Source organism: Nonomuraea sp. NPDC003727 (assembly GCF_053586935.1).
The window spans coordinates 339,431-361,879 of sequence record NZ_JBSFNE010000006.1 but is presented as its reverse complement, the minus strand read 5'-3'; the positions used below and the strand labels follow the sequence as shown (position 1 = coordinate 361,879).

Annotated in this window: 23 protein-coding genes and 1 riboswitch; of the genes, 12 read left to right on the top strand and 11 right to left on the bottom strand. The window is 73.0% G+C overall.

The genetic code is table 11. The annotated features are described in order from the left end of the window. Positions 1-69: 69 nt before the first annotated feature. Genes ACWDLG_RS18080 through alc form a run of 3 tightly spaced genes read left to right on the top strand, consistent with a single transcriptional unit; the run spans position 70 to position 3,558 of the window. Positions 70-1,239: a glycerate kinase gene (locus ACWDLG_RS18080; RefSeq protein ID WP_449921180.1), complete on the top strand. Its 1,170-nt coding sequence runs from the start codon at positions 70-72 to the stop codon at positions 1,237-1,239. 28 nt (positions 1,240-1,267) lie between these two features. Further along, a complete protein-coding gene (gene allB / locus ACWDLG_RS18075) occupies positions 1,268-2,572 on the top strand; it encodes an allantoinase AllB (protein WP_449921178.1) in 1,305 nt (434 codons plus the stop codon). A gap of 38 nt (positions 2,573-2,610) precedes the next feature. Next, positions 2,611-3,558: an allantoicase gene (gene alc / locus ACWDLG_RS18070; protein ID WP_449921176.1), complete on the top strand. Its 948-nt coding sequence runs from the start codon at positions 2,611-2,613 to the stop codon at positions 3,556-3,558. A 49-nt stretch (positions 3,559-3,607) separates the two neighbouring features. Here the strand turns inward: alc and ACWDLG_RS18065 are convergent, their stop codons facing one another. From ACWDLG_RS18065 to ACWDLG_RS18040, 6 genes are all read right to left on the bottom strand, one after another. Further along, positions 3,608-4,492 carry a CAP domain-containing protein gene (locus ACWDLG_RS18065; protein WP_449921174.1) on the bottom strand — a complete coding sequence of 295 codons (885 nt, stop codon included), beginning with the start codon at positions 4,490-4,492 and terminating at the stop codon, positions 3,608-3,610. 145 nt (positions 4,493-4,637) lie between these two features. After that, positions 4,638-5,822, bottom strand: coding sequence for a hypothetical protein (locus tag ACWDLG_RS18060; RefSeq protein ID WP_449921172.1), 1,185 nt, complete (start codon positions 5,820-5,822; stop codon positions 4,638-4,640). A gap of 40 nt (positions 5,823-5,862) precedes the next feature. Continuing rightward, entirely contained in the window at positions 5,863-7,833 is a 1,971-nt protein-coding gene (pknB, locus tag ACWDLG_RS18055) for a Stk1 family PASTA domain-containing Ser/Thr kinase (protein ID WP_449921170.1), read from the bottom strand. A 187-nt stretch (positions 7,834-8,020) separates the two neighbouring features. Then, positions 8,021-8,776 (bottom strand): thiazole synthase, encoded by a 756-nt coding sequence (locus tag ACWDLG_RS18050; RefSeq protein ID WP_354910143.1) that lies wholly within the window; start codon positions 8,774-8,776, stop codon positions 8,021-8,023. Further along, positions 8,769-8,969, bottom strand: coding sequence for a sulfur carrier protein ThiS (thiS, locus tag ACWDLG_RS18045; protein WP_449921167.1), 201 nt, complete (start codon positions 8,967-8,969; stop codon positions 8,769-8,771). Before thiS ends, ACWDLG_RS18050 begins: the two co-directional genes overlap by 8 nt. Then, complete coding sequence (locus tag ACWDLG_RS18040) at positions 8,969-10,183, bottom strand: FAD-dependent oxidoreductase (RefSeq protein ID WP_449921166.1); 1,215 nt, start codon at positions 10,181-10,183, stop codon at positions 8,969-8,971. The genes thiS and ACWDLG_RS18040 overlap by 1 nt, the downstream gene beginning before the upstream one ends. Continuing rightward, positions 10,172-10,287, bottom strand: a riboswitch (TPP riboswitch). It overlaps the preceding gene by 12 nt. 62 nt (positions 10,288-10,349) lie before the next feature. Here ACWDLG_RS18040 and ACWDLG_RS18035 point away from each other — a divergent pair. From ACWDLG_RS18035 to thiE, 3 genes are read left to right on the top strand one after another with little or no spacing between them, the layout of a single operon-like run. Beyond that, positions 10,350-11,513 (top strand): NAD(P)/FAD-dependent oxidoreductase, encoded by a 1,164-nt coding sequence (locus ACWDLG_RS18035; protein ID WP_449921164.1) that lies wholly within the window; start codon positions 10,350-10,352, stop codon positions 11,511-11,513. A 30-nt stretch (positions 11,514-11,543) separates the two neighbouring features. Then, entirely contained in the window at positions 11,544-11,918 is a 375-nt protein-coding gene (locus tag ACWDLG_RS18030) for an Rv2175c family DNA-binding protein (protein ID WP_449921162.1), read from the top strand. Further along, on the top strand, positions 11,896-12,528 hold the full coding sequence (thiE, locus tag ACWDLG_RS18025) for a thiamine phosphate synthase (RefSeq protein WP_449921161.1): 633 nt from the start codon (positions 11,896-11,898) through the stop codon (positions 12,526-12,528). The genes ACWDLG_RS18030 and thiE overlap by 23 nt, the downstream gene beginning before the upstream one ends. Before the next feature lie 21 nt (positions 12,529-12,549). Here thiE and ACWDLG_RS18020 read toward each other — a convergent pair whose 3' ends face one another. Further along, a complete protein-coding gene (locus ACWDLG_RS18020) occupies positions 12,550-13,596 on the bottom strand; it encodes a polyprenyl synthetase family protein (protein ID WP_449921158.1) in 1,047 nt (348 codons plus the stop codon). A 98-nt stretch (positions 13,597-13,694) separates the two neighbouring features. Here ACWDLG_RS18020 and metF point away from each other — a divergent pair, with 98 nt between their 5' ends. Further along, entirely contained in the window at positions 13,695-14,615 is a 921-nt protein-coding gene (metF, locus tag ACWDLG_RS18015) for a methylenetetrahydrofolate reductase [NAD(P)H] (RefSeq protein WP_449921157.1), read from the top strand. Positions 14,616-14,633: 18 nt separating this feature from the next. Here the strand turns inward: metF and ACWDLG_RS18010 are convergent, their stop codons facing one another. Next, entirely contained in the window at positions 14,634-15,128 is a 495-nt protein-coding gene (locus ACWDLG_RS18010) for a GNAT family N-acetyltransferase (protein WP_449921154.1), read from the bottom strand. A gap of 53 nt (positions 15,129-15,181) precedes the next feature. Then, complete coding sequence (locus tag ACWDLG_RS18005) at positions 15,182-15,661, bottom strand: YbaK/EbsC family protein (protein ID WP_449921152.1); 480 nt, start codon at positions 15,659-15,661, stop codon at positions 15,182-15,184. 98 nt (positions 15,662-15,759) lie between these two features. On the opposite strand from ACWDLG_RS18005, the gene ACWDLG_RS18000 reads away from it, so the two are divergent. Next, a complete protein-coding gene (locus ACWDLG_RS18000; RefSeq protein WP_449921149.1) occupies positions 15,760-16,653 on the top strand; it encodes a peptidoglycan-binding protein in 894 nt (297 codons plus the stop codon). Between the two features lie 428 nt (positions 16,654-17,081). On the opposite strand, the gene ACWDLG_RS17995 is transcribed toward ACWDLG_RS18000, so the two are convergent. Further along, a complete protein-coding gene (locus ACWDLG_RS17995) occupies positions 17,082-17,696 on the bottom strand; it encodes a TetR/AcrR family transcriptional regulator (protein ID WP_449921147.1) in 615 nt (204 codons plus the stop codon). A 100-nt stretch (positions 17,697-17,796) separates the two neighbouring features. Between ACWDLG_RS17995 and ACWDLG_RS17990 the strand changes: the two genes are divergently transcribed. The 3 genes from ACWDLG_RS17990 (at position 17,797) to ACWDLG_RS17980 (ending at position 20,612) form a co-directional block, all read left to right on the top strand. Continuing rightward, positions 17,797-18,960, top strand: a complete 1,164-nt coding sequence (locus ACWDLG_RS17990) for a cytochrome P450 (protein WP_449921145.1) — start codon at positions 17,797-17,799, stop codon at positions 18,958-18,960. Continuing rightward, on the top strand, positions 18,954-19,154 hold the full coding sequence (locus ACWDLG_RS17985; protein WP_449921144.1) for a ferredoxin: 201 nt from the start codon (positions 18,954-18,956) through the stop codon (positions 19,152-19,154). The genes ACWDLG_RS17990 and ACWDLG_RS17985 overlap by 7 nt, the downstream gene beginning before the upstream one ends. 1,011 nt (positions 19,155-20,165) lie before the next feature. After that, positions 20,166-20,612, top strand: a complete 447-nt coding sequence (locus ACWDLG_RS17980; RefSeq protein WP_354910171.1) for an SAV_6107 family HEPN domain-containing protein — start codon at positions 20,166-20,168, stop codon at positions 20,610-20,612. A gap of 207 nt (positions 20,613-20,819) precedes the next feature. On the opposite strand, the gene ACWDLG_RS17975 is transcribed toward ACWDLG_RS17980, so the two are convergent. Beyond that, positions 20,820-21,203 (bottom strand): MerR family DNA-binding protein, encoded by a 384-nt coding sequence (locus ACWDLG_RS17975; protein ID WP_449921142.1) that lies wholly within the window; start codon positions 21,201-21,203, stop codon positions 20,820-20,822. A gap of 82 nt (positions 21,204-21,285) precedes the next feature. Here ACWDLG_RS17975 and ACWDLG_RS17970 point away from each other — a divergent pair, with 82 nt between their 5' ends. Beyond that, positions 21,286-22,071: an MBL fold metallo-hydrolase gene (locus ACWDLG_RS17970; protein WP_449921140.1), complete on the top strand. Its 786-nt coding sequence runs from the start codon at positions 21,286-21,288 to the stop codon at positions 22,069-22,071. Positions 22,072-22,449: the final 378 nt, after the last annotated feature.

Genomic DNA, 22,449 nt, shown 5'->3' with positions numbered 1-22,449 from the left:
TCCTGCCCGCTCGCACCGGGCAGGAAGGCGTGCCAGCCCATTCTTCATCATCAGGCTGGGAGTGTCGCAGTGGTTGAGCATGTTCTTGTCGCCCCTGACAAGTTCAAGGGGTCGCTGACGGCGGCCGAGGTGGCCGCGCGGGTGTCGGCGGGCCTGGGCGTCCCCACCGTCGAGCTGCCCGTCGCCGACGGCGGTGACGGCACCGTCGACGCCGCTGTGGCCTGCGGTTTCACCCGTGTCAACCAGGAGGTGACCGGGCCCACGGGCGCGCCCGTGACGGCCTCCTACGCCTTCCTGCCCCCCGCCCATGGCGATGCGGGCCCGCCTGCCGTCGCGGTCGTCGAGCTGGCCGAGGCGTCGGGGCTGCGCCGGTTGCCCGGCGGGCCCGAGCCGCTGACGGCCACCAGCCGCGGCACCGGCGAGCTCGTCGCCGACGCCGTACGGCGCGGCGCCCGCCGGATCGTGCTCGGCCTGGGCGGCAGCGCCTCGACCGACGGAGGCGCGGGCATGGTCCAGGCGCTCGGCGCCCGCCTGCTCGACGCCGGCGGACAGGAGCTGGGCGCCGGCGGGGCGGCGCTGCGCGAGCTGGCCAGGATCGACCTGTCCGGGTTCGCCGACCTGTCCGGCGTGGAGTTCGTCGTCGCGAGCGACGTCGACAACCCGCTGCTCGGCCCGCACGGCGCCGCCGCCGTCTACGGACCGCAGAAGGGCGCGACACCCGGTGACGTCGCCGTCCTGGAGGCCGCGCTCGGCCGGCTGGCCGCCGTCGCCACCCAGACCCACGGACTGGTCGGCGCGGTCGAGCACGACGGCGTCCCGCGCCCCATGGGCGTCGCGGGCGCGCCCGGCGCCGGCGCGGCGGGCGGGGTGGGCTTCGCCGCCCTCGCCTTCCTGCGCGCCGAGATCCGCCCCGGCATCGAGTACCTTCTCGAGCTGCTCGGCTTCGACGAGCAGGTCAAGGGCGCGCGGCTGGTCGTCACCGGCGAGGGCTCGCTCGACGGGCAGTCGCTGCGCGGCAAGGCGCCCGTCGGCGTCGCCCAGGCCGCGGCGAAGGCCGGCGTACCCGTGGTCGCCGTCTGCGGTCGCCGCACGCTCACCGACGAGGAGCTCCGGGCGGCCGGCATCGAGGCGGCCTACGCGCTCACCGACATCGAGCCCGACCCCGCCCGCTGCATGGCCGAGGCGGGTCCCCTTCTGGAGCGGCTGGCCGCCCGGGTCGCCGCCGACCGGCTGAGCTGATGCGCACCACCTCGCGGAAAGGCAGCAGATGACCGGTTACGAGCTCGTCATCCGATCCCGCAGGGCCGTCACGCCCGACGGCGAGCGGCCCGCTGCCGTGGCCGTACGGGACGGGAAGATCGTGTCCCTGCACGCCCACGACGCCGCCCTCGACACGGCCGAGGACCTCGACCTCGGCGACCTGGCCCTGCTGCCCGGCCTGGTCGACACCCACGTCCACGTCAACGAGCCCGGCCGTACCCACTGGGAGGGCTTCGCCTCCGCCACCAGGGCGGCCGCGGCGGGCGGGGTGACGACGATCGTCGACATGCCGCTCAACTCGCTGCCGCCCACCGTCACCGCCGACGCGCTGACCGTCAAGCAGGAGGCGGCGCGCGGCCAGTGCTACGTGGACGTGGGCTTCTGGGGCGGGGCGGTCCCCGGCAACCTCGACGACCTGTACCCCCTGCACGAGCGCGGCGTCCACGGCTTCAAGTGCTTCCTGTCGCCCTCCGGTGTGGAGGAGTTCCCCCCGCTGACCCCCGACCTGCTACGGCAGGCGCTCAAGGTCGTCGCCGGGTTCGACGGGCTCATGGTCGTCCACGCCGAGGACCCGTCGCTGCTGCGGGAGCCGGCCGGGCCGAGCTACCCGGAGTTCCTGCTGTCGCGGCCGGGCGCCGCCGAGCGGCGCGCCGTCGAGCAGGTCATCGAGCTGGCCAGGCAGACCGGCGCCCGCGTCCACATCCTGCACGTCTCCAGCGCCGACTGTCTGGAGCCGCTGGCGGCCGCCCAGCGGGACGGCGTGCGCGTCTCGGCGGAGACGTGCCCGCACTACCTCACGCTCACCGCCGAGCAGGTCCCCGAAGGCGACACCGCCTTCAAGTGCTGCCCGCCCATCCGCTCGGCCGGCAACCGCGACCGCCTGTGGGCCGGGCTCGCCGACGGCGTGCTGAGCTGCGTCGTGTCCGACCACTCGCCGTCGACGGCCGACCTCAAGCTGCCCGACTTCGCCGCCGCCTGGGGCGGCATCGCCTCCCTCCAGCTCGGGCTGGCGGCGGTCTGGACCGAGGCCGCGGCCCGCGGGCACGGCCTGGCCGACGTGGTGCGCTGGATGTCGGCCAACCCGGCCGCGCTGGCCGGGCTCCACGGCAAGGGCGGCCTGGTTCCCGGCGGCGACGCCGACCTGGTCGCCTTCGACCCGGCCGCCGACCTCACCGTCGACGCCGCCGCCCTCCACCACAAGAACCCCGTCACCCCCTATCACGGGCGCACCCTCAAGGGCGCCGTCCGCACCACGTGGCTGCGCGGCGTCCCCGTCGACGTCACCGCGCCGCCGCGGGGTGTCTTCCGCTGACCTACCATCGAGACCGAGCAGGAGAGAGAGCGAACCGCATGCCGGACTTCACCACCCTTCCCGACCTGGCCCTGCGTACCGTGGGCGGCTCCGTCGTGGCCGCCAGCGACGAGTCCTTCGCCGAGAAGGAGAGCCTGATCAGGCCCGGCCGTCCCGGCTTCCAGGCCGAGACGTTCGGCAACAAGGGCCAGGTGTACGACGGGTGGGAGACCCGGCGGCGCCGCGAGCCCGGCCACGACTGGGCCGTCGTGCGCCTCGGCATGCCCGGCGTGATCCGCGGCGTGGTGATCGACACGGCCTGGTTCAAGGGCAACTACCCGCCGCACGCCTCGGTCGAGGCCTGCGCGGTCAGCGGCCACCCGAGCCCGGCCGAGCTGGCCGAGGCGACGTGGGTGGAGATCGTCCCCAAGGTCGGCCTGAAGGGCGACGCGGAGCACGCCTTCGAGGTCTCCGACGAGAGCCGCTACACCCACGTCCGGCTCAACATGTTCCCCGACGGCGGCATCGCCCGCCTGCGCGTGCACGGCGAGGTCCGCGCCGACCTGTCGGTGTACGAGGGGCTGGGCCTCGACCTGGCGGCGCTGGCCAACGGCGCGGTCGTCACCGCCTGCTCCGACGAGTTCTACTCCGCGCCGAACAACGTCCTGGCCCCCGGCCTGGCCCGGCACCAGGCGGAGGGCTGGGAGACCGCCCGCAGGCGCGACGGCGGCAACGACTGGCTCGTCATCCGACTGGCGGCGCCCGGTGTCGTCAAGGTGGTCGAGCTCGACACCACCAACCTGCTGTTCAACGCGCCCGGCGCGGCGTCCGTGCAGGGCAGCCTGGACGGCGAGACGTGGTTCGAGCTGCTGCCGAAGACACGCCTGCAGCCCGACACGCCGCACCGCTTCCGGCTGGAGGAGGCGCGGCCGGCCGCCTACGCGCGCGTCGACATCTACCCCGACGGCGGCCTCGCCCGCGTTCGCCTGCTCGGCACGCTCGCCTAGCCGTCACGCGGGGCGCGGCGGCGGGGGCCCGCCCGCCCTGCGGGGCCGGTCACCGGCTGGCCATCAACAGGGTCCAGCGCTGGCGCGTGTAGCCGACGCCGACGTAGGCGTAGCCGCAGTTCAGGATGTTGGCCTTGTGCCCGGGGCTGGCCATCCACTTCTTCACCACCTCGGCCGCCGTGCCCCTGCCTCTGGCGATGTTCTCGCTCCACGCGGCCGGCGGGGTGAAGCCCGCCGCCTCGATGCGCTGGCCGGGCCCGAGGCCGTCAGGGGAGGTGTGGCCGAAGTAGTTCCGGGCCGCCATGTCGTCGGAGTGGCTCACCGCGGCGTCGCGCAGCCGCGGGTCGGGGGTGAGCGGCTCGCAGCCGGCGGCGGCGCGTGCCTCGTTGGTCAGCCTGACGACCTCGTCGGCCATCTCCACCTCCGGGCTGTCGAGCCGGTCGAGGTCGTAGAGCGTCTTCCAGCCGCCGCAGTGCTGGGCGGCGCGGCCGTCGGACTGGCAGGCCCGCACCCGCATCCCCTTCACCCGGGTCACCTCGAAGCCGAAGGTCCGCGCCACGTCGCCGCACGCCGTCGCGGTGTACGCCGTGCTCCACCGCCCGGTGGTCGTGGCGAGGGCCTGGAAGACCACCCGCGCGCACCTGCGCCGCGTCTCAGCCGATCCGTTGTCGAGGTCGCGGAGGATCACGGCGGCCCTGGCGTCGGTGTCGCCGTCGGTCGAGGCCCTCACCATGATCGTGCCGCTGGCCTCGGCCAGGCCGTTCGCCGAGGAGACCGAACCCCAGGAGCTGGGCATGTCCGCGATGTCCGCGGTGCCCGCTACGGGCGGCGGGGCGGCCGGGACGGTCGCGGCGGTGGCGATCCCGGGAACCGACAGGACCAGCGCCCCCACGGCGGCCGTCGCGAGCAACCCCGGTGTCGACTTCGTGCTCATGCTTTCTCCGGACAGCCCTCCCCCCTCCGGCCCCCTGCCGGATCCCGGGCTGTGGTGACCACCGATATCGCGTGCCGCTTGCACGTCACCTGCAGCCCGCAGAACGCGTCCTTGCAGGTCACAGACACCGTAGGCGGCGGCGGGCTCAGGGGACGAGCCTGGCCTGGTGCCGCGGCGGCAGCGTGAGCCTGCGCAGCGACAGCCGGGGCTCGCCGGGCCGCCACGCCACCACGAAGCTGGCGTAGTCCGTCTCGGCGGGCATCACCCGGTCGGTCGTCACGAAGTCGCCGGTCAGGACCAGCCGCCCGTCGCGGCTCCACGCCATCGAGGTCGACTTGAGCGAGGCGGGCACCGGCATCGACGGCAGTCGCGTCCACGTCCGCGCCCGCACATCCAGCACCTGCACGTCCAGGTACTGGCGTGGTCCCGGCCAGGCCGGATCGGCGAACCAGAGCGCGATCAGCCGCCCGTCCGGGCTGACCTCGGCGGTGGACGGGCTGCCCTCGGTGACAGGGGAGGGCAGCGGCGTGCGGCGGCCGGCCGCCGGCTCGACCAGGGACAGCCGGGACGCCCTCGAGACCAGGACGAGGTCGCGGGTGACGGCGTGCACCCGCTCCTCGGCGAAGACCTCCTCGCCCGTGGTCCTGTCGAGCAGCCGGGCGCGCTCCTGGGCGGCATACGACAGCAGGCCCTGCGGGGTGTCCTGGGCGGGAGCGCGCGAGCAGGCGATCGGCAGGACAGGGCCGCGCTCGCGACCCCCGAAGTCGAGCGGGCGCAGGCGGCAGCCGTCGTCGCCGCGCGCCCGCTGGAGCACCCACACGCCCTTGCCGTCGGCCGCGGCGAAGGCGGACGACACCGCGCCGCCGAGCGGGCGGGCCCGGTCACCGGACAGCAGGAACAGGCGGCCCTCGGCGGAGGGATCGGCGGGCGTGGTCACGACGAGCTCGCGGGAGCCCGCGGTGAAGGACCAGACCGGCCGGCCGTCCGGCAGGCCGCGCAGCTCGGTGCGTACCCGCGAGTCGACGTCGAACCTGAAGGCGCCGCTGTCGCCGGTGACCAGCAGCCGCAGCCCGCTGCCCGGCGGCAGCGGACGGCCGGAGACGGGCGGCATGGGGTCACGGGGGCCGCGCCCGGGACCGTCCGTCCCGGGAACCCCCGACGCGCCGATCGTGCACGGGCCGGGATCGCAGGGCCCGGCCGTACGGGCCGAGGACGCGGGGACCGCGGGCGAACATCCCGCGGCGGCGGCCAGCACAGGGACCAGCACGGCGACCAGCACGACAGCGGGCACACCGGCCGACACAGCGGCCGGCAAGGAGGTCTGTCTCACGCTCCTTCTACCGCGCCGGGCCGCCACGGGTTCCGGCCGCTCAGCGCCAGATCGTCACCGTGGTGCCGGAGGGCCGTTCCTCCCCGGGCATCGGGCGCTGGAAGCGAACCTGCTCGCCGTTGGTGAGGTTGCGCACCCGCACCCGGTAGCCCTGCTGCTGCAGCTCGGTCGTGGCGTCACGGACGCTCTTGAACACCACGTTGGGGACGATCCTGAACTCGGCGTGGTCGTCGGCCTGGCCGTTGCGCTTGCCGAACCAGTCGAGCCAGAGGCCGCCGCATCGCGAGACCGTGATGCTGGTCATCGTGCCGGGGTCGACCTCGGCCTTCGGCCGGGGGTTCTGCGAGATGACCTGGCACGGCTCGGCGTCGTCGTCGACCTCGTTGACCTGCACCTGGAAGCCCTGCTGGGTCAGGAACGCGGCGGCCTCGTCCTTGGACATGTCGCCGACGTCGGGCATCACCAGCCCGGCGCTGAGCACCAGGTTGATGCGGGTGCCCTCCTTGACCCGGTCGCCGATGCTCGGCCTGGTCTGCGTCACCAGACCGCGCTGCACCTTCGGGTTGGCGATCTTGGTGACCTTGCCCACCTTGAGGCCCTGCTCGGCGAGCTTGACCGCCGCGTCGTTCTGGCCCAGGCCCTCCACGTTGGGCACGGTCACCCGCTTGGCGCCGAGCGAGGGCACGAGCGTGATCGTCTGGCCGATCTCCGCCTCGGTCTGGGCGACGGGGTCGGTGCTGATCACCTTGCCCTCCGCCACCTTCTCGTCGTACTGCCCCGGGGCCTCCTTCACCAGGAAGCCGTTCTTGGCGGCCTCGCTCTTGGCGGCCGAGACGCTGATGCCGACGAGGTTGGGCACGAGCGCGTACTTGCTCTGCGCGAAGTACCATCCGGTCAGGCCGACCGCGACCACCATCAGCCCGGCCAGCGTCACCAGGAACCAGTTCGGCCGGAAGCCCCGCCGGCGCGCGGGGGGCTGGCCGGCCTGTCCGGCGGGCGCGGTCAGCACCTCGGTGCGGGAGACCACCAGCGTCGGGTTCGGCGCGGCCGCCGCCCTCGGCTGCGGCTGCGGCTGCGACGGTTGTGGCTGCGACGGCTGCGGCTGCGGCTGCGAGGCGTTGGGCACGGCGTGCTGCCCCGTGGAGTAGGGCGGGATGGACTCCCGCGGCAGCATCCGGTGCGTGTCGACGGCCGCCACCAGCATCGCCGAGGCGTCGGCGGGGCGGTTCTCGGGATCGCGCGCGGTCGCCTGCGCCACCAGCGTGTCGATCAGCGGCGGCACGTCGGGCACCACCGACGAGGGCGGCGGGACGGTGTCGTGGACGTGCCGGTAGGCGATCGACATCGGCGTCTCGCCGTCGTACGGCTGGCGGCCTGTCACCAGCTCGAACAGCATGATGCCCGCCGCGTAGACGTCGCTGCGGACGTCCGCCCCTCCGGTGGTGACCTGCTCGGGCGACATGTAGCCGATCGTGCCGATCATCACACCGGTGCGTGTCTGGTTCGTCGCCTCGATCGCCCTGGCCAGGCCGAAGTCGACGACCTTGACCCGGCCGTCGTCGGTCAGCAGGACGTTCTCCGGCTTCACGTCGCGGTGGACCATGCCCTGCTGGTGGGCGGCGCCGAGCGCGGCCAGCACCGGGATCATGATCTCCAGCGCCTCGCGGGCGGGCAGCCTGCCCCGCGAGCGCAGCACGTCGCGCAGCGTCTTGCCCGGCACGTACTCCATCGACAGGTACACCACGTCGCCGTCGGTGCCCTGGTCGAACACGTGCACCACGTTGGGGTGGGACAGGCTGGCCACTGACTTGGCCTCGCCGATGAACCTGCGCACGAAAGCGGGGTCCTCGGCCAGCGTGCGGTGCATGACCTTCAGCGCGACCGTGCGGTCGAGCCGGATGTCGAGCGCCAGGTAGACCGTCGCCATCCCGCCCCGGGCGATCCGGGACTCGATGCGATAGCGCCCGTCGAGCAGTCGCCCTACGAGGGGGTCCGCGATCGTCGTGTCCACCTGGCCGAGTTTACGGGCGATTCGCCCCCCGCATGGCCCGACAGTCCCAAACCGATGCCCGTTTGATTCCTGATCTGGGAAGGCGGCGCGAAGCCTGCCCGGAGGTCACGTCCCACCGGTGCTCTGCGCCCACCGCGGCCCCACGGCCCCCGGTGGCGCGGGGGCCGTGGCGGACCCCCCGCGCGGATCAGGGGGTCATCGGGGAGGACGCCTCGGCGTAGCGGCGGCGCGGGATCCGTCCGGCCTGGCGCGCCAGCCGCCCGGCCTCCACGGCGGACCGCATCGCCGCCGCCATGAGGTCGGGCCGCCGCGCCCTGGTGACCGCCGTCGCCAGCAGCACCGCGTCGCACCCGAGCTCCATCGCCTGGGCGGCGTCGCTCGCCGTGCCGATGCCCGCGTCCAGGATCACCGGAACCGACGCCGCCTCCACGATCAGCTCGATGTTGTGCGGGTTGCGGATGCCGAGCCCCGAGCCGATCGGCGCGCCCAACGGCATCACCGCCGCGCACCCCGCCTGCTCCAGCCGCCGCGCCAGCGCCGGGTCGTCCCCGATGTACGGCAGGACCACGAACCCGTCGGCCACCAGCCGCTCGGCCGCGTCGAAGGTCTCGATCGGGTCGGGCAGCAGCGTCCGCTCGTCGCTGATGACCTCGAGCTTCACCCAGTTCGTGCCGAGCGCCTCGCGCGCCAGCCGCGCGGTCAGCACCGCCTCGCCCGCCGTGAAGCAGCCCGCCGTGTTCGGCAGGACCTTGATCCCGCGGGCGCGCAGCACGTCGAGCACCGACCCCTTGGCCCCGGGGTCGAGGCGGCGCATGGCGACCGTGGTCAGCTCGGTGCCGGAGGCGGCCAGCGCCTGGTCGAGCACCTCGAGGGAGGGGGCCCCGCCGGTGCCCATGATGAGCCGGGAGCCGAACTTCTCCCCGGCGATGATCAGCTCATCCACCCTGCACCGCCGTGAGGATCTCGACCCTGTCGCGGTCGGCCAGCGAGGTGCTCTCCCACGTGCCCCTGGTGACCACCTCGTCGTTGACCGCCACGGCGACACCCGTCGTCTGCGCCGTCAGCCGCTGGACGGCCTGGGCCACCGTGGTGCCGTCGGGCACCTCGTGCGCGGCCCCGTTGATCGTCACGTGCATCAGTCACTTCCTTGTCCGGCTGTCTGGAACCGCTGCGGCGCGCACAGGGCGGCCAGCTCGCCCTCCTCGCCGTGGAGGATCGCGGTGGTGAGCGGGGCCAGCAGCACGCCGCCCCTGTGGTGTCCGGTGGCGACGGTGAGGCCGGGGCCGTACGGGCCGATCAGCGGCAGGTTGTCGGGGGTGCCCGGCCGCAGTCCCGCCACGACGTCGGCCACCTGCAGCTCGGTGATGCCGGGGACCAGCTCCCTGGCGTCGCGCAGCAGCTCGTACAGGCCGCCCGCGGTCACCGTGGTGTCGAAGCCCAGCTCCTCCTGGGTGGCGCCGACGACGAGCTCGCCGTCGCCGCGCGGCACCAGGTACACGGGCGAGCCGTGGACCACGCCGCGCACGCAGGTGCCGAGCAGGGGGGACGGCGAGCGCAGCCGCATGATCTGGCCCTTGACCGGGCGCACCGGCAGGTCGGTCAGCCCGCCGCTCCACGCGCCGGCCGCCAGCACCACCCGCTCGCCCGTCAGCACATCACCCGAGGCGTCCGAGGCGTCCGCGCGCCCGTCGTCCGAGGCGTCGATCGGCCTGCCGTTCGGGGAGTCGGCCGGCCCGCCGTCCGTGGCGTCCGCCGGAACGTTCCCGGTGGCGGCCGAGGGTGGCTCCAGCCGTACGCCCACCACGGCCGAGCCGTCGCGGACCAGCGCGGCCACGCGCCGCCGCACCAGCGCCACCCCCGCCTTCTCCAGCGCGGCCAGCAGGGCCGCGGTGACGCGTCTGGGGTCGACCCACGCGTCACCCTCGGCCAGCACGCCGCCCCTGACCGACGGCGCCAGCATCGGCTCCCTGCGGCGGCACTCGCGCCCCGTCAGCCGCCGCACCGGCAGCCCGAGCTTGTCCATGAACACGGCGAGCTCGTCCAGCGCCGCCAGGTCGTCGGTGTCGAAGGCGACGTCCAGCGTGCCCTGGGCGCGGTAGTCGAGCCGCAGCCCGCTGTCGGCCTCCAGCTCCGCGGCGAAGGCGGGCCAGCGCTCCAGCGCCGCCAGCCCCAGCCTGAGCAGCGACTCCTCGGTGTAGGAGACCTCGCTGACCGGGGCCAGCATGCCCGCGGCCGCGTGGGAGGCGCCACGCGCCGGGGCCGGGTCGATCACCGTGACACGCGTGCCCGCGCGCGCCAGACGCCAGGCGACGGACAGGCCAACCACGCCGCCGCCCACGATCAGATGCATCTCGCTCCCTTCGCCGGCATGACCCGGATCAGGTGTCTTGCGGTCGAAGGCCCGTCACAGCCTTCCTCTCAGCCCGGTACGGCCGGACTCCCGCGCGTCTTCCGCGAACAAGCCTACTCAAGGCCCGGACCCTGGTGACCGGCGCCGGATTGGTTATGGTCTGAGCGTGAATCATGTCGTGGTGGTGGGCGCCGGACTGGCAGGCATACGCAGCGTCGAGGCGCTGAGATCTCGTGGATTCAGCGGCAGGATCACGCTGGTCGGCGAGGAGCGGCACCGGCCCTACGATCGTCCGCCCCTGTCCAAGGCGGTGCTGCTCGGCACGGCCGACTCCAGCTTCGTCGACTCCGACCTCGAGGCCATGCGGGTGGAGCACCGGCCGGGGGTGTCGGCCAAGGGGCTGCGCGCGGGGGTCCTGGAGACGACCGAGGGCGAGATCGGCTACGACGGCCTGGTCATCGCCACCGGGGCGGAGCCGATCAGGCTGCCAGGCGAGGGCCGCCAGCACGTGTTGCGCACCCTCGACGACTCCCTGGAGCTGCGGGCCCGCCTGGTGGCGGACGCCAGGGTCACGGTCATCGGCGCGGGCTGGATCGGCGCGGAGGTGGCCACGGCCGCCCGTACGGCCGGCTGCAGGGTCACCGTCGTGGAGGCGGGCCCCGCCCCGCTCGCGCACGTGCTCGGGCCCGAGGTGGGCGGCGACACCGTCCCCTGGTACGAGGGCATGGACCTGCGGCTGGACACCATGGTCGCGGCCGTGGAGGAGGGCGGGGTGCGCCTGGTCGACGGCGACTTCGTCGAAGCCGACGTGGTGGTGTCGGGCATCGGCGTCCGCCCGGCCGTCGAGTGGCTGGCCGGCTCCGACATCGACCTGCACAACGGCGTCGTCACCGACGAGCACCTGCGCACCTCCCTGCCGAACGTCGTGGCCGTCGGCGACTGCGCGGCCTGGTGGTCGCGCCGCTTCCACACCAGGCTGCGCGTGGAGCACTGGGACACCGCGCTCAACGCCCCCGAGGTCGCCGTGGCCACGCTGCTGGGCGACGAGGCGGTCTATGATCCTGTGCCGTACTTCTGGTCGGAGCAGTTCGGCCACATGGTGCAGTACGCCGGCCACCATGCCGGCGCGCGCCTGTTGCGCCGCGGCGATCCCTCGGCGGCCAAGTGGTCGGTCTGCTGGTTGACAGACACCGACAGGCTGGCCGGGGTGCTGACCGTCAACAGGCCACGCGACCTCGTCCAGGGCCGTAGGATCATCGAGTCAGGACAGCGACTCGACCCCCTACGCCTGGAAGATCCCGAGGTCGGGATACGTGACTGTGTAGTTTGAAGCCGGATGCGATGTGGTAGTGGTGGATTCGTGACGCTTTCTGTTGCGCAGATAGACCGGGAAACCGACCAGCTCGTCGGCGAGTGGCTGACGCTTCCCGAAGTGGCCGACCGCCTCGCCCTCTCGATCGGGCGGGCCAAGCAGCTCCTGAAGGACCACAAGCTCCTCGGCGTACGGCGGGGCGCGGGCGGCCCCCAGGTCCCGGCGGTGTTCCTCGAGGGCAGGGACGTGGTGAAGGGCCTGCCGGGCACGCTCACGCTCCTGCTCGACGCCGGCTACGACGACGCCGAGGCGTTGCGCTGGCTGTTCACCCCGGACGAGTCGCTGCCCGGCTCGCCCATCGACGCGATCAAGGCGGGTCGCCATACCGAGGTCAAGCGGCGTGCCCAAGCGCTCGGTTTCTGAAGCCCGCCTCTACCTCTGCACCGACGGCCGGAGGAAGCGCGGCGACCTGGCCGACTTCCTCGACGCGGTGCTGTCCAACGGCGTCGACATCGTCCAGCTCAGGGAGAAGGGCCTGGAGGCGCGCGAGGAGCTCGCGCTGCTGGAGGTCTTCCGCGAGGCGTGCGACCGTCACGGCGCGCTCCTGGCGGTCAACGACCGGGCCGACATCGCCTTCGCCGCCCGCCCCGACATCCTTCACCTGGGCCAGGACGACCTGCCCGTGAGCGTCGCGCGAGAGATACTCGGCGACGACATCCTCATCGGCAGGTCCACCCATTCGACGGCGGAGGCCTCGGCCGCCGCCGTCGAGGAGGGCGTCGACTACTACTGCTGCGGGCCGATCTGGCCCACCCCGACCAAGCCAGGCCGGCCGGCGCCTGGACCCGCCCTGCTCAGGCACGCGGCGGGGCTCGGCGACCGTCCGTGGTTCGGCATCGGCGGCATCGACCTCGGCAACCTCGACGAGGTCAGGTCGTACGGCGTCAGCCGCGTCGTGGTCGTCAGGGCGATCACCGAGGCGGACGACCCCGGAGCGGTGGCGGCCGAGTTCGCCAAGCGGCTGGGCCGGTAGGTCCGCGACCGCCGCGGCCCGTCAGGTCTTGCGCGAGGTGGCGGCCACCGCCAGCTCGGCCAGGGCGGCACGGGCCTCGGCGGTGATCGGCGCGTCGTCGAGCGAGGCGAGAGCCTCCTCCAGGTACGTGCCGATCATCTTCTCGCACGCCTCGAGCGCGCCGCTGGCCTCGATGACGCCGCGCAGCTTGGCGACGCCCTCGGCGTCGAGGCCGGGGTCGCCGAGCAGCCTGCGCACCGTCGCGGCGTCCTCGGGCGTGGCCGCGGCCAGCGTGCGGGCGATGAGCATGGTGCGCTTGCCCTCCCGCAGGTCGTCGCCGGCGGGCTTGCCGGTCTCCAGCGGGTCGCCGAACACGCCGAGGATGTCGTCGCGCAGCTGGAAGGCGATGCCGACGCGGTTGCCGTACTCGACGCACAGCTCGTCGATCCACGGCGCGCCGGCGCCCGCGGCCAGCATCAGGCCGAGCCTGAGCGGCTGCTCCACCGAGTACTTGCCGCTCTTGTAGAGCGCCACCCGCAGGGCCGACTCGAAGGTGTTCTCGCCGTGGGCCTGCTCCAGCAGGTCGAGGTACTGGCCGCACATCAGCTCGGTGCGCATGTGGTCGTGGAAGGGCTGGGCGACGGCCAGGTGGGGCAGGTCGCACGAGCGCCACATCTCGCCCGACCAGATCAGCAGCAGGTTGCCCAGCAGGACCGCCGCGCCCTCGCCGAACTGCTCGGCCGAGCCGTACCAGTCGCTCTTCTCGTGCAGGTGCTGGAAGCGGCGGTGCGCCGAGGGCATGCCCCTGCGCAGGTCGCTCTTGTCCATGACGTCGTCGTGCACCAGCGCGCTGGCCTGCAGCAGCTCCAGGGAGGCCGCCGCGACGAAGACGCCGGGCTCGTCGGAACCGCCCGCCGCGCGCCACCCCCAGTAACAGAAGGCGGGACGCAGCCGCTTGCCGCCCGCCAGCAGCTCTCTGGCCGCGTTGAGCAGGGGGGCGAGGTCGGGGCCGCTGACCACGGCACGTTGCCGGTCGAGGAACTCCCCGAGGGAGCGATCCACCTCGGTACGGAGGGTGTCCAGGCTCATGCCATGAGAGTAACGGGCTGTAGCCGGCGTTTCGATCTCCCGCTCCCGTCATATGGACGTGGCCACGTCGCCCGCGTCCGTACCGGTAGCCTTGGATTATGGCTCTGGGTCGACCCTCCGTCCTTCCCGATCGCGTCCCCACCGTCCGCGATCTCCTCGCCTCTGGCGGCCGCTCCTTCTCCTTCGAGTTCTTCCCTCCGAAGAACGAGGAGGGCGAGCGCCAGCTCTGGCGGTCGATCAGGGAGCTCGAGGCACTGCGGCCGACCTTCGTGTCCGTCACCTACGGCGCGGGCGGCTCCACCAGGGACCGCACCGTCGACATCGTCGAGCGGCTGGCCCACGAGACCACGCTCACCCCTGTGGCGCATTTCACCGCGGTCAACCACTCGGTCCGCGAGCTGCGCCACCTCGTGGGGCGCTTCGCCGACGCCGGGGTGCGCAACATCCTGGCCGTGCGCGGCGACCCGCCGGGCGACCCCAACGGCGACTGGATCCGCCATCCCGAAGGCGTGCTCTACGCCGAGGAACTGGTCAAGCTGATCCGCCAGGCCGGAGACTTCTGCGTCGGCGTGGCCGCCTTCCCCTACAAGCACCCGCGCTCGCCCGACATCGAGAGCGACACCGAGTACTTCGTCAGGAAATGCTCGGCCGGGGCCGACTACGCCATCACCCAGATGTTCTTCCGGGCCGACGACTACTTCAGGCTCAGGGACCGGGTGGCGGCGCGCGGCTGCGAGACGCCGATCATCCCGTGCATCATGCCCGTCACGAAGATGAGCACGATCGCCAGGTCCGAGCAGCTGTCGGGCGCGCCGTTCCCGCCCGACGTCGCCGCCCGCTTCGAGGCCGTCGCCGACGACCCGGCCGCCGTCCGGCGGCTGGGCATCGACCACGGGGCCGAGCTGTGCCAGCGGCTGCTCGACGAGGGCGCCCCCGGCATCCACTTCATCACCTTCAACCGGTCGAGCGCGACGCGTGAGGTGTTCCAGCTGATCCAGCCGGCCGCCCTGTCGGCCTGATCCCGCCGCCGCGCCCGCTCAGCGCGGGGGCAGGGGCAGGGGCGTGCCCGCGATCGCGTAGTGCTCGTACCCGCCGGGGAAGACGAACTGGGTGAGCAGGTCGGTGAAGCCCACCGCCCGGTAGAGGTGCCGGGCGGCCGTCGGCTGGTCGTGCGTCGAGAGCACCGCCGACCGCTCGGGACGGCCCTCGCACAGGGCGTGGATCAACGCCCTGCCGATGCCCTTGCCCTGGTAGTCGGGGTGGACGTGGATCTCGGCCACCTCCAGCGAGTCGCCCAGCCAGGCGTCGGCCACCTGGAGGCCCGACTTCTCGGCGAGCGCGCGATAGACCACGTCGTGCCACCACTGTCCGGCCTGGCCGTGGAAGCCGTAGGCGAAACCCGCGGCCCGGCCGTCGGGTAGTTCGGCGAACAGGCAGCGGAAGGCCGGGTTGGCGCCGTGGCCGCGCATGATCGCCTGCCGTCCGGCGAGCTGGTCGGCCGGCGGCTTCATGGCGGCCGTGTAGATGCCCATCACCGACTCGAGACGGTCGGTGAACTCCGCAGATCCGGTGCCGCGGATGGCTATCACTCGACTTCGACCGCCGTGCCGCCGGTGATGCGCAACAGCTCGTCGAAGGTGGTCGGGAAGACCGTGTGCGGGTGCCCGCCGGCGGCCCAGACCTGGTCGTGCTTGTCCAGCCACGTGTCGACGAAGGTGCGGATGGGCGCCGGATGCCCGACCGGGGCGACCCCGCCGATCGGCTGGCCCGTCGCCTCGCGGACGAAATCAGGGGTGGCCCTGCGCACCCGCTCGACCCCCGCCGTGCGGGCGACCAGTTCGACGTCCACGCGGTGGGCGCCGCTGGTCAGGACCAGCAGCGGAGCGCCGTCAGCGGCGAAGATCAGGCTGTTGGCGATGGCGCCGACCTCGCACCCCAGCTGCGCGGCCGCCGCGGTGGCCGTCGGCGCCGACTCGGGCAGCACCACGATCTCACCCGTCGCGCCCAGCTCACGCAGCGCCGATGCGACACGAACAGCGTTGGGGTGCAAGAACTTTTCCGGCATGCGCCCACTCTAAACAGATTGACCCAGGAATTGCCGGTCCATGGTGGTGCGCTAGGGTCCTTTGATTCGATTGTTAATTATTTGAGGGGATGGATGGCATGGGAGCTCGGCGCCAGCTCGGCCTGGCTGCTCTCTTGACGGTGGGCACCGTCGTTCTCTCAGCGTGCGGCACGGCCGCCACGCCGCAGCCCGCGGCCGCGGTCATGCGCGCCCCCGCGTCCGTCACGTCGCCCGCCGCGGCGCCCGTGACGGCGCCCGTGACGGCGCCCGTCACGTCGCCCGTCACGTCGCCCGTCACGTCGCCCGCCACGGCGGCCGGCGCGATGGCGCGGGTGGAGCGGACCGTCACCGCGCCGGACAAGACGCTGAAGCTCGGCTCGAAGGGCTCGGCGGTCGTGTGGCTGCAGAAGCGGCTCCGGGAGCTCTCCTACCTGCCGGGCAAGGCCGACGGCAGGTACGGCGGCAGCACGCTGGCCGCCGTGTGGGCGTTCCAGAAGGTCAACGGGATCAGGCCGACCAGTACGGTCGGCAGGCGCACCTGGGACGCGCTGGAGAACCCCAAGCAGCCGCAGGTCCTGGTCAAGAACGGCAAGCCGACCAGGGTCGAGGTCAACCTGACCAAGCAGATCCTGGTCTACTACGTCGACGACCAGGTGAAGCTGATCTCCCACACCTCGTCGGGCAGCGGCGTGCCGTACTGCGAGACGGCGGTCTGGCAGGGCAAGTCGCAGCGGTTCTGCGGGTCGGCGACCACGCCGACGGGCGACTACCGGACGACGTGGCGGGCGAAGGGCTGGCACAAGTCGTACCTGGGCCAGCTCTACAACCCGATCTTCTTCAACGGCGGCATCGCCTTCCACGGCGCGCTGTCGGTGCCGCTGTACCCGGCCTCCCACGGCTGCGTGCGGCTGCCGATGAACGTGGCCGAGGTGCTGCCCGGAATGCTCGGCAAGGGCGTGCCCGTGCACGTCCGGGGCCGTTTCAGGCGCTAGCCGAGGAGGTCCTGACCCCGGTCGGTGGTCGTAGCCGATCAGCGACCGGGTGTCGGGCCGGCCGGTGGCGCGGCCGTGCCGGCTCGCGGCGGTCACGCGGGGACGCCATCCCGGGCAGGACGTGGGCGACCGCCAACCCGCCGCGCTCCGCCGGCCGCTTGGCGCGCCGCCGTAGGTCAGTGGTTCAGGACCTCGGGTGAGGAGCCCTGGCGGGCGCAGGCTGTCGTCAGGCGGGCCTCCTCAGACGGACCACGGACCGTCAGGCGGGTCTCAGGCGGGATCGCCAGGCGGGTCTCAGGCGGGCCTCCTCAGGCGGACCGTCAGGCGGGGCCCTCAGACGGACCGTCAGACGGGCCTCAGACGGGCCTCAGAAGGGACCGTCAGGCGGGACCGTCAGACGGGTCTCAGGCCGGACCGTCAGGCGGGTCTCAGGCGGATCGTCTCGTGGTGCCGAGCGAGTCGAGACCGCCGGCGACGATCCGCGCCGCCGCGCGTACCGCCGCCCACACCTCGGCGTACGGCTCGCCCCTCGACAGGCTCATGACGGCCGCCAGCTTCGTCGCGCCCACCATCGCCCCCACCGCGGCAGCAGCCGCCACCGGGTCCAGCTCGTCCGGGTAGGCCGCGCACAGCGCCTCGGCCGTCCGCCGCTGGCTGTCGAACAGCAGGTGGAGCGCCCTCGCCTGGAGCGCGGGGACCGTCATCACGAGCCGGAAGCGCTCGCCCCCGAGGCTCCTGGCCAGATCGTCCTCCCAGGTCGCGCCCGTCTCGACCACCCGCAGCAGCAGCTGCGCCACCGACTCTCCCGGCCGCCGCGCGGCCACCAGGGTGAGAGTCCGGTCGAGGCGCTCCCCGGCGTCGAAGAAGACGATGTCCTCCTTGCCGGCGAAATAGCTGAAGAACGTGCGCGTCGACACCTCGGCGGAGGCGGCGATCTCGGCGAGCGTCGTCTGCTCGAACCCCTTCTCGGCGAACAGCCGCATCGCGCCCTCGACGAGCGCGCGCCTGGTCCTTGCCTTCTTGCGCGCCCGAAGTCCTGCCATATCCGTCATTGAAGCAATGTAGTGCACTGATGGAAATTTTGCATGCGATGAGGTTTTCTGGAGGGTAGTCGATCACGTCGATCTCACGAAGGAGCGCGACATGAGCTACCCGATGACCCGGCAGCGCAGGTTCGACCCGCCCGACGAGCTCTTCGACGACCCGGCGCCGGTGCGGCCGCTGACCTTCGCGGACGGACACCAGGGCTGGCTCGTGACGGGACACGCGGCCGGCCGGGCCGTCCTGGCCGACCCGAGGTTCAGCACCGTCCCCCGGCGGCTGCACCCGCTGCTCGCCTCGCGGCGCGTACCCGAGGGGGAGGTGCCGCCCGGATTCTTCCTCCGCATGGACGCGCCCGAGCACACGCACTACCGGCGCCTGCTCACCGGGCAATTCACCGTGCGCAGGATGAACCAGCTCAGGGCGCGCATCGAGGAGATCACCGCGGCTCGCCTCGACGACATGGAACGCGCGGGGCCGCCCGCCGACCTGGTGCGCACCTTCGCACTGCCGATCCCCTCGCTGGTGATCTGCGAGCTGCTCGGCGTGCCGTACGACGACAGGGAGCAGTTCCAGCGCGACACGACCGAGCTGCTGCGGCTGGCGAACTCGCCCGAGCAACTGACGGCCAAGGTCGGCGACCTGATCAAGTACGTCTACACGCTGGTCGCGCGCAAGCGGGCCGAGCCGGGCCACGACATGCTCACCGGGCTGGTCGACAGCGGCGAGCTGAGCGACGACGAGATCGCCGGCATGGGGTTCCTGCTGCTGGTGGCGGGTCACGAGACGACCGCCAACATGCTGGCGCTCGGCACGTTCGCGCTGCTGCAGCACCCCGAACAGCTGGCGCTCGTCCGCGACGACCCGTCCGTGATCGACAACGCGGTGGAGGAACTGCTGCGCTACCTGTCGATCATCCACTTCGGCGCGACGCGGGCCGCCGTGGAGGACGTCACGATCGAGGGCACGCTCATCAAGGCGGGCGACTGCGTCGCGGTGTCCATCCCGGCCGCCAACCGCGACCCCGCCCGCTATGCTGACCCTGCCGTCCTCGACGTGCGGCGGCCCGCGGGCGGGCACCTGTCCTTCGGGCACGGCATCCACCAGTGCCTCGGGCAGCAGTTGGCCAGGATCGAGATGCGGGTGGCCTACCCCGCGCTGCTCGGATGCTTCCCCGCCCTGCGGCTCGCCGTCCCCGTGGACGCGGTGCCCATGCGCTCGGACATGAGCATCTACGGCGTGCACGCACTGGAGGTGGCGTGGTGAAGGTCAAGGCCGACAGGGACGTGTGCATCGGCGCGGGCATGTGCGTGCTGACCGCGCCGCTGGTGTTCGACCAGGACGAGGAGGAGGGCCTGGTCGTGCTGACGTCGGCAGAGGTGCCGCCGGAGGCCGAGGACGCCGTGAGCCGTGCGCTCACCCTGTGCCCCTCCGGCGCCATCACCCGCGTCGATCCGTAGGCGGCCTTCGGCCCTCATAGCGCCGGTCCGAGGGCGCCCCCGGCCATCGCGTCGATCTGTAGGTGCCCTCGGTCATCGCGCTGATCTGTGGGCGGCCTCGGTCATCGCCTGCTTCGGGCACCCTCGGGTGTCATCCCGCTGATCCGTGGGAGCCCTCGGTCATCGCCTGCTCGATGGGCGCCCTCGGGTGTCACTGAGCCGATCTGTGGGCGCCCTTCGCGAGTTCGTCGCGCCGATCGGCAAGTGCCTCGTGGGCGCCATCGTCCCGGCGACCGAGGAGTCCTTCGACGTCGACGCCGCGCCGATGTACGGAAGTCCCATAGGTGGTGCCATCGCCGCGGCGATGCGCAGAGACCCGCAGGTGGTGGCGCCGCCGTGCCGAGGCGCGGGAGTCCTCGGGCGGCATCGCCCGCGTCTCTCGGCGGCCCCTCCAGCGGCATCTTGGCGTACTTCCAGCGATCTCTCAACGATCCCTCCCGGCCTCTTGGCGTGCCTCCAGCGATCTCTTGGCGGTCCCCTCCGGGGCCTCTTGGCGTACCTTCGGCGATCTCCCGACGATCCCTCCCGGCCTCTTGGCGTGCCTCCAGCGATCTCTTCGCGTCCCTCAGGGGCCTCTTGGCGGTCCTCCTGTGGCATCGCCCGGTGTCCCGGTCGCTCCGCGTGTCGCGCTCGCCCCGCAGGTCAGGCCCCATGATCGAACCTGTGTTCGCCAATCGGTTGACATTCAAGGTCATCGAAATTATGTTCGACGGAGTGACGTGAGACTCGCGGCTCGCGTCGAAGAACCTGGTCGCGGGCTCCCGCCACCCCCATGCGGGGCCCGCGGTCGGGTTCCACGGGCGAAAGGCGCGTCCTCGTCGTCGGCGGAGACGAGCGGGCGCGCCTTGACCGGACGGGGAGAGGGGAAGCTCCTCGTCCGGTCGCCCGGCGGAAATGTCGGTGGCGTCTGCGAGTGTTGGCTCCACCGACGGAGACGCCGGGAGCCGCCACGACCCCTCAAAGGAGGCTGGCATGACGACAAGGCTCAGCGACACGCACGGGCCCCGACTGTCGCCCGCAGTCAGGGCGCACCTCACCGAGTCACGCACCTGCTTGGCCGACGCCGTGACGGCCCGTACCCCCGCCACCCGCTACGTCGCCGCCCACCTCGCCGCCCTGCGCGCGGCGGCGGCGATCCTGGCCGCCCGGCCCCGTCCGATGGAAGGGCGCAGGCGCCGGCTGCGCAGTGCCTGGGAGCTGTTGCCCGAGGTCGAGCCCAGGCTCGCCGAGTGGGCCGCCTACTTCTCCGTCAGCGCCGCCAAGCGCGCGGCCGCGGAGGCGGGCATGGTGCGCGGCGTGACCCTCGCCGACGCCGACGAGCTCCTGGCCGAGGCCGAGACGTTCGTGTCCATGGTCGAGGAAATCCTCGGCGTCGCCGGGCAGCCCGCCCTTCCCGTCAGCGTCCCGCTGGCGGGCTGAGGGCCGCACACCCGGTCTCAGTCGCGGCTGGTCGCGTCATTCTCGTCGGTGGGAGGATGAACGCCCAGCCGGCCGTCCGGCTCGATCCCTCCGCGAGCCGGACCTCCCCCTTCCACCCCGCGCGTTCACACCCCCGCTCCCGCTCCCGCTCTCTGTGCGCTCGTCCGCCCGCGCACAGTGGTCTCCGGTGTCATGAGGCGCTGAGCATCATCCGGTCCCGCGCACCATCTGCTTGAACTCCGGGCAGGCGACGAGCGGGTCGTGCGTGCACGAGGCCGCGTGGCGCAGGCTGTCACGCATCCGGGTGAGCTGCGCGATCCGGTCGTCCAGTTCGCGCGCCTTCTCGGCGATCCGGTCGCGCAGTGCCTCGTCGGACGGCTTGGCGTCCAGCAACCGGCCGATCTCGCCCAGGGAGAACCCCGCGCTCCTCGCGCAGGCGATCAACGCCAGCCGGTGGAGCGTGTCAGGCTCGTACGCGCGTCTGAGCCCGTTGCGCCCGGTCGCCCTGATGAGCCCCTTGCGCTCGTAGAACCGCAGCGCCGAGGCCGCCAGCCCCGACCGCTGGGCCACCTCGCCGATGTCGAGCAGCATTCTTCGTACCCCTTGACTTGAACCGCGATTCAAGTCGCAGTCTAGGGGCATGATGAAAGTTCACCATCTGAACCTTGCCTCCATGCGCACCGTCGACCCCACCTACGACGGGCTCGCCCCAGCCCCCGCCGTCAGCCACGCCCTGCTGGTCGAGACGGACGCCCACGGTCTCGTCCTGGTCGAGACCGGCCTCGGCGTCGACTCGGTCGAGCGGCCGGAGGAGGTTCTCGACCCGGAGTGGGTGGAGCTGGTCGCCCCGAGCCTCGACAGGGGCGAGACCGCGCTCCGCCGGATCGCCCACCTCGGCCACGATCCCGCCGACGTGCGCCACATCGTGCTCACCCACCTCGACGTCGACCACGCGGGCGGGCTGCCCGACTTCCCCGAGGCGACCGTCCACGTGATGGCGGCCGAGCACGCGGCGGCGATGGCAGGGGCGCCGAGCCGCCGCTACCGTCCCGCGCACTGGTCGCACGGCCCCCGCTGGGAGCTGTACGCCACGGGGGAGTCGCGCGAGGAGTGGTACGGCTTGGCGGGCGCCCAGCCGCTGCGCGGGCTGTCACCTGACTTCCTGCTGGTGCCGCTCGGCGGTCACACGGTGGGGCACGCGGCGGTGGCGGTCAGGGACGGGGACGGCTGGTGGCTGCACGCCGGCGACGCGTACTTCTACCACAAGGAGATCGACCCGGCCGGGCCCGAGTCGCACCTGCTGTTCGACATCGTGCAGCTGGACTCGCAGGTGGACGGGGAGCTACGGGTGGCCAACCAGGCCAGGCTGCGCGAGCTCGTGCGCGACCACGCCGACGAGGTGCGGGTGTTCTCCGCGCACGACCCGTGGGAGTTCGCCCGGCACGCCACACCCGCCTGACGCGCCCCGCCTCGCGCCCCGCCCCCCGCCCCGGCCCGCGACGGTCTCAACCTCACGCCCCGGCCCGCGACGGCCTCGACCCCACGCCCCGCCTCACGTCCGGCCCGCGACGGTCTCGACCCCACGCCCCGGTCCCGCGCCCCGGTCTCGTGGTCCGGTCCCGCGCTCCGGCCCTACGGTCGGGCCCGCGACGCTCTGGTCCCGCGCCCTGGTCCCGCGCTCCGGCCCGGCGGTCGGGCCTGCGACGCCCTGGTCCCGCGCCCCGGGCCCGCGCTCCGACCCGGCGGTCGGGCCTGCGACGTCCTGGCCCCATGGCCCGGCTCGGGCCCGGCCCCACGCACAGCTCAGCCCCGCGCTCCGGTCTCACGGGCCGGTCCC

Bases quoted from the DNA above. Each gene is read 5' to 3' on its own strand.
- allB (WP_449921178.1), top strand. From the start codon at position 1,268: ATGACCGGTTACGAGCTCGTCATCCGATCCCGCAGGGCCGTCACGCCC.
- alc (WP_449921176.1), top strand. From the start codon at position 2,611: ATGCCGGACTTCACCACCCTTCCCGACCTGGCCCTGCGTACCGTGGGC.
- ACWDLG_RS18065 (WP_449921174.1), bottom strand. From the start codon at position 4,492: ATGAGCACGAAGTCGACACCGGGGTTGCTCGCGACGGCCGCCGTGGGG.
- thiS (WP_449921167.1), bottom strand. From the start codon at position 8,969: ATGCACGTGACGATCAACGGGGCCGCGCACGAGGTGCCCGACGGCACC.
- ACWDLG_RS18040 (WP_449921166.1), bottom strand. From the start codon at position 10,183: ATGCATCTGATCGTGGGCGGCGGCGTGGTTGGCCTGTCCGTCGCCTGG.
- ACWDLG_RS18020 (WP_449921158.1), bottom strand. From the start codon at position 13,596: ATGAGCCTGGACACCCTCCGTACCGAGGTGGATCGCTCCCTCGGGGAG.
- metF (WP_449921157.1), top strand. From the start codon at position 13,695: ATGGCTCTGGGTCGACCCTCCGTCCTTCCCGATCGCGTCCCCACCGTC.
- ACWDLG_RS18010 (WP_449921154.1), bottom strand. From the start codon at position 15,128: ATGGGCATCTACACGGCCGCCATGAAGCCGCCGGCCGACCAGCTCGCC.
- ACWDLG_RS18005 (WP_449921152.1), bottom strand. From the start codon at position 15,661: ATGCCGGAAAAGTTCTTGCACCCCAACGCTGTTCGTGTCGCATCGGCG.
- ACWDLG_RS18000 (WP_449921149.1), top strand. From the start codon at position 15,760: ATGGGAGCTCGGCGCCAGCTCGGCCTGGCTGCTCTCTTGACGGTGGGC.
- ACWDLG_RS17995 (WP_449921147.1), bottom strand. From the start codon at position 17,696: ATGGCAGGACTTCGGGCGCGCAAGAAGGCAAGGACCAGGCGCGCGCTC.
- ACWDLG_RS17990 (WP_449921145.1), top strand. From the start codon at position 17,797: ATGAGCTACCCGATGACCCGGCAGCGCAGGTTCGACCCGCCCGACGAG.
- ACWDLG_RS17980 (WP_354910171.1), top strand. From the start codon at position 20,166: ATGACGACAAGGCTCAGCGACACGCACGGGCCCCGACTGTCGCCCGCA.
- ACWDLG_RS17975 (WP_449921142.1), bottom strand. From the start codon at position 21,203: ATGCTGCTCGACATCGGCGAGGTGGCCCAGCGGTCGGGGCTGGCGGCC.
- ACWDLG_RS17970 (WP_449921140.1), top strand. From the start codon at position 21,286: ATGCGCACCGTCGACCCCACCTACGACGGGCTCGCCCCAGCCCCCGCC.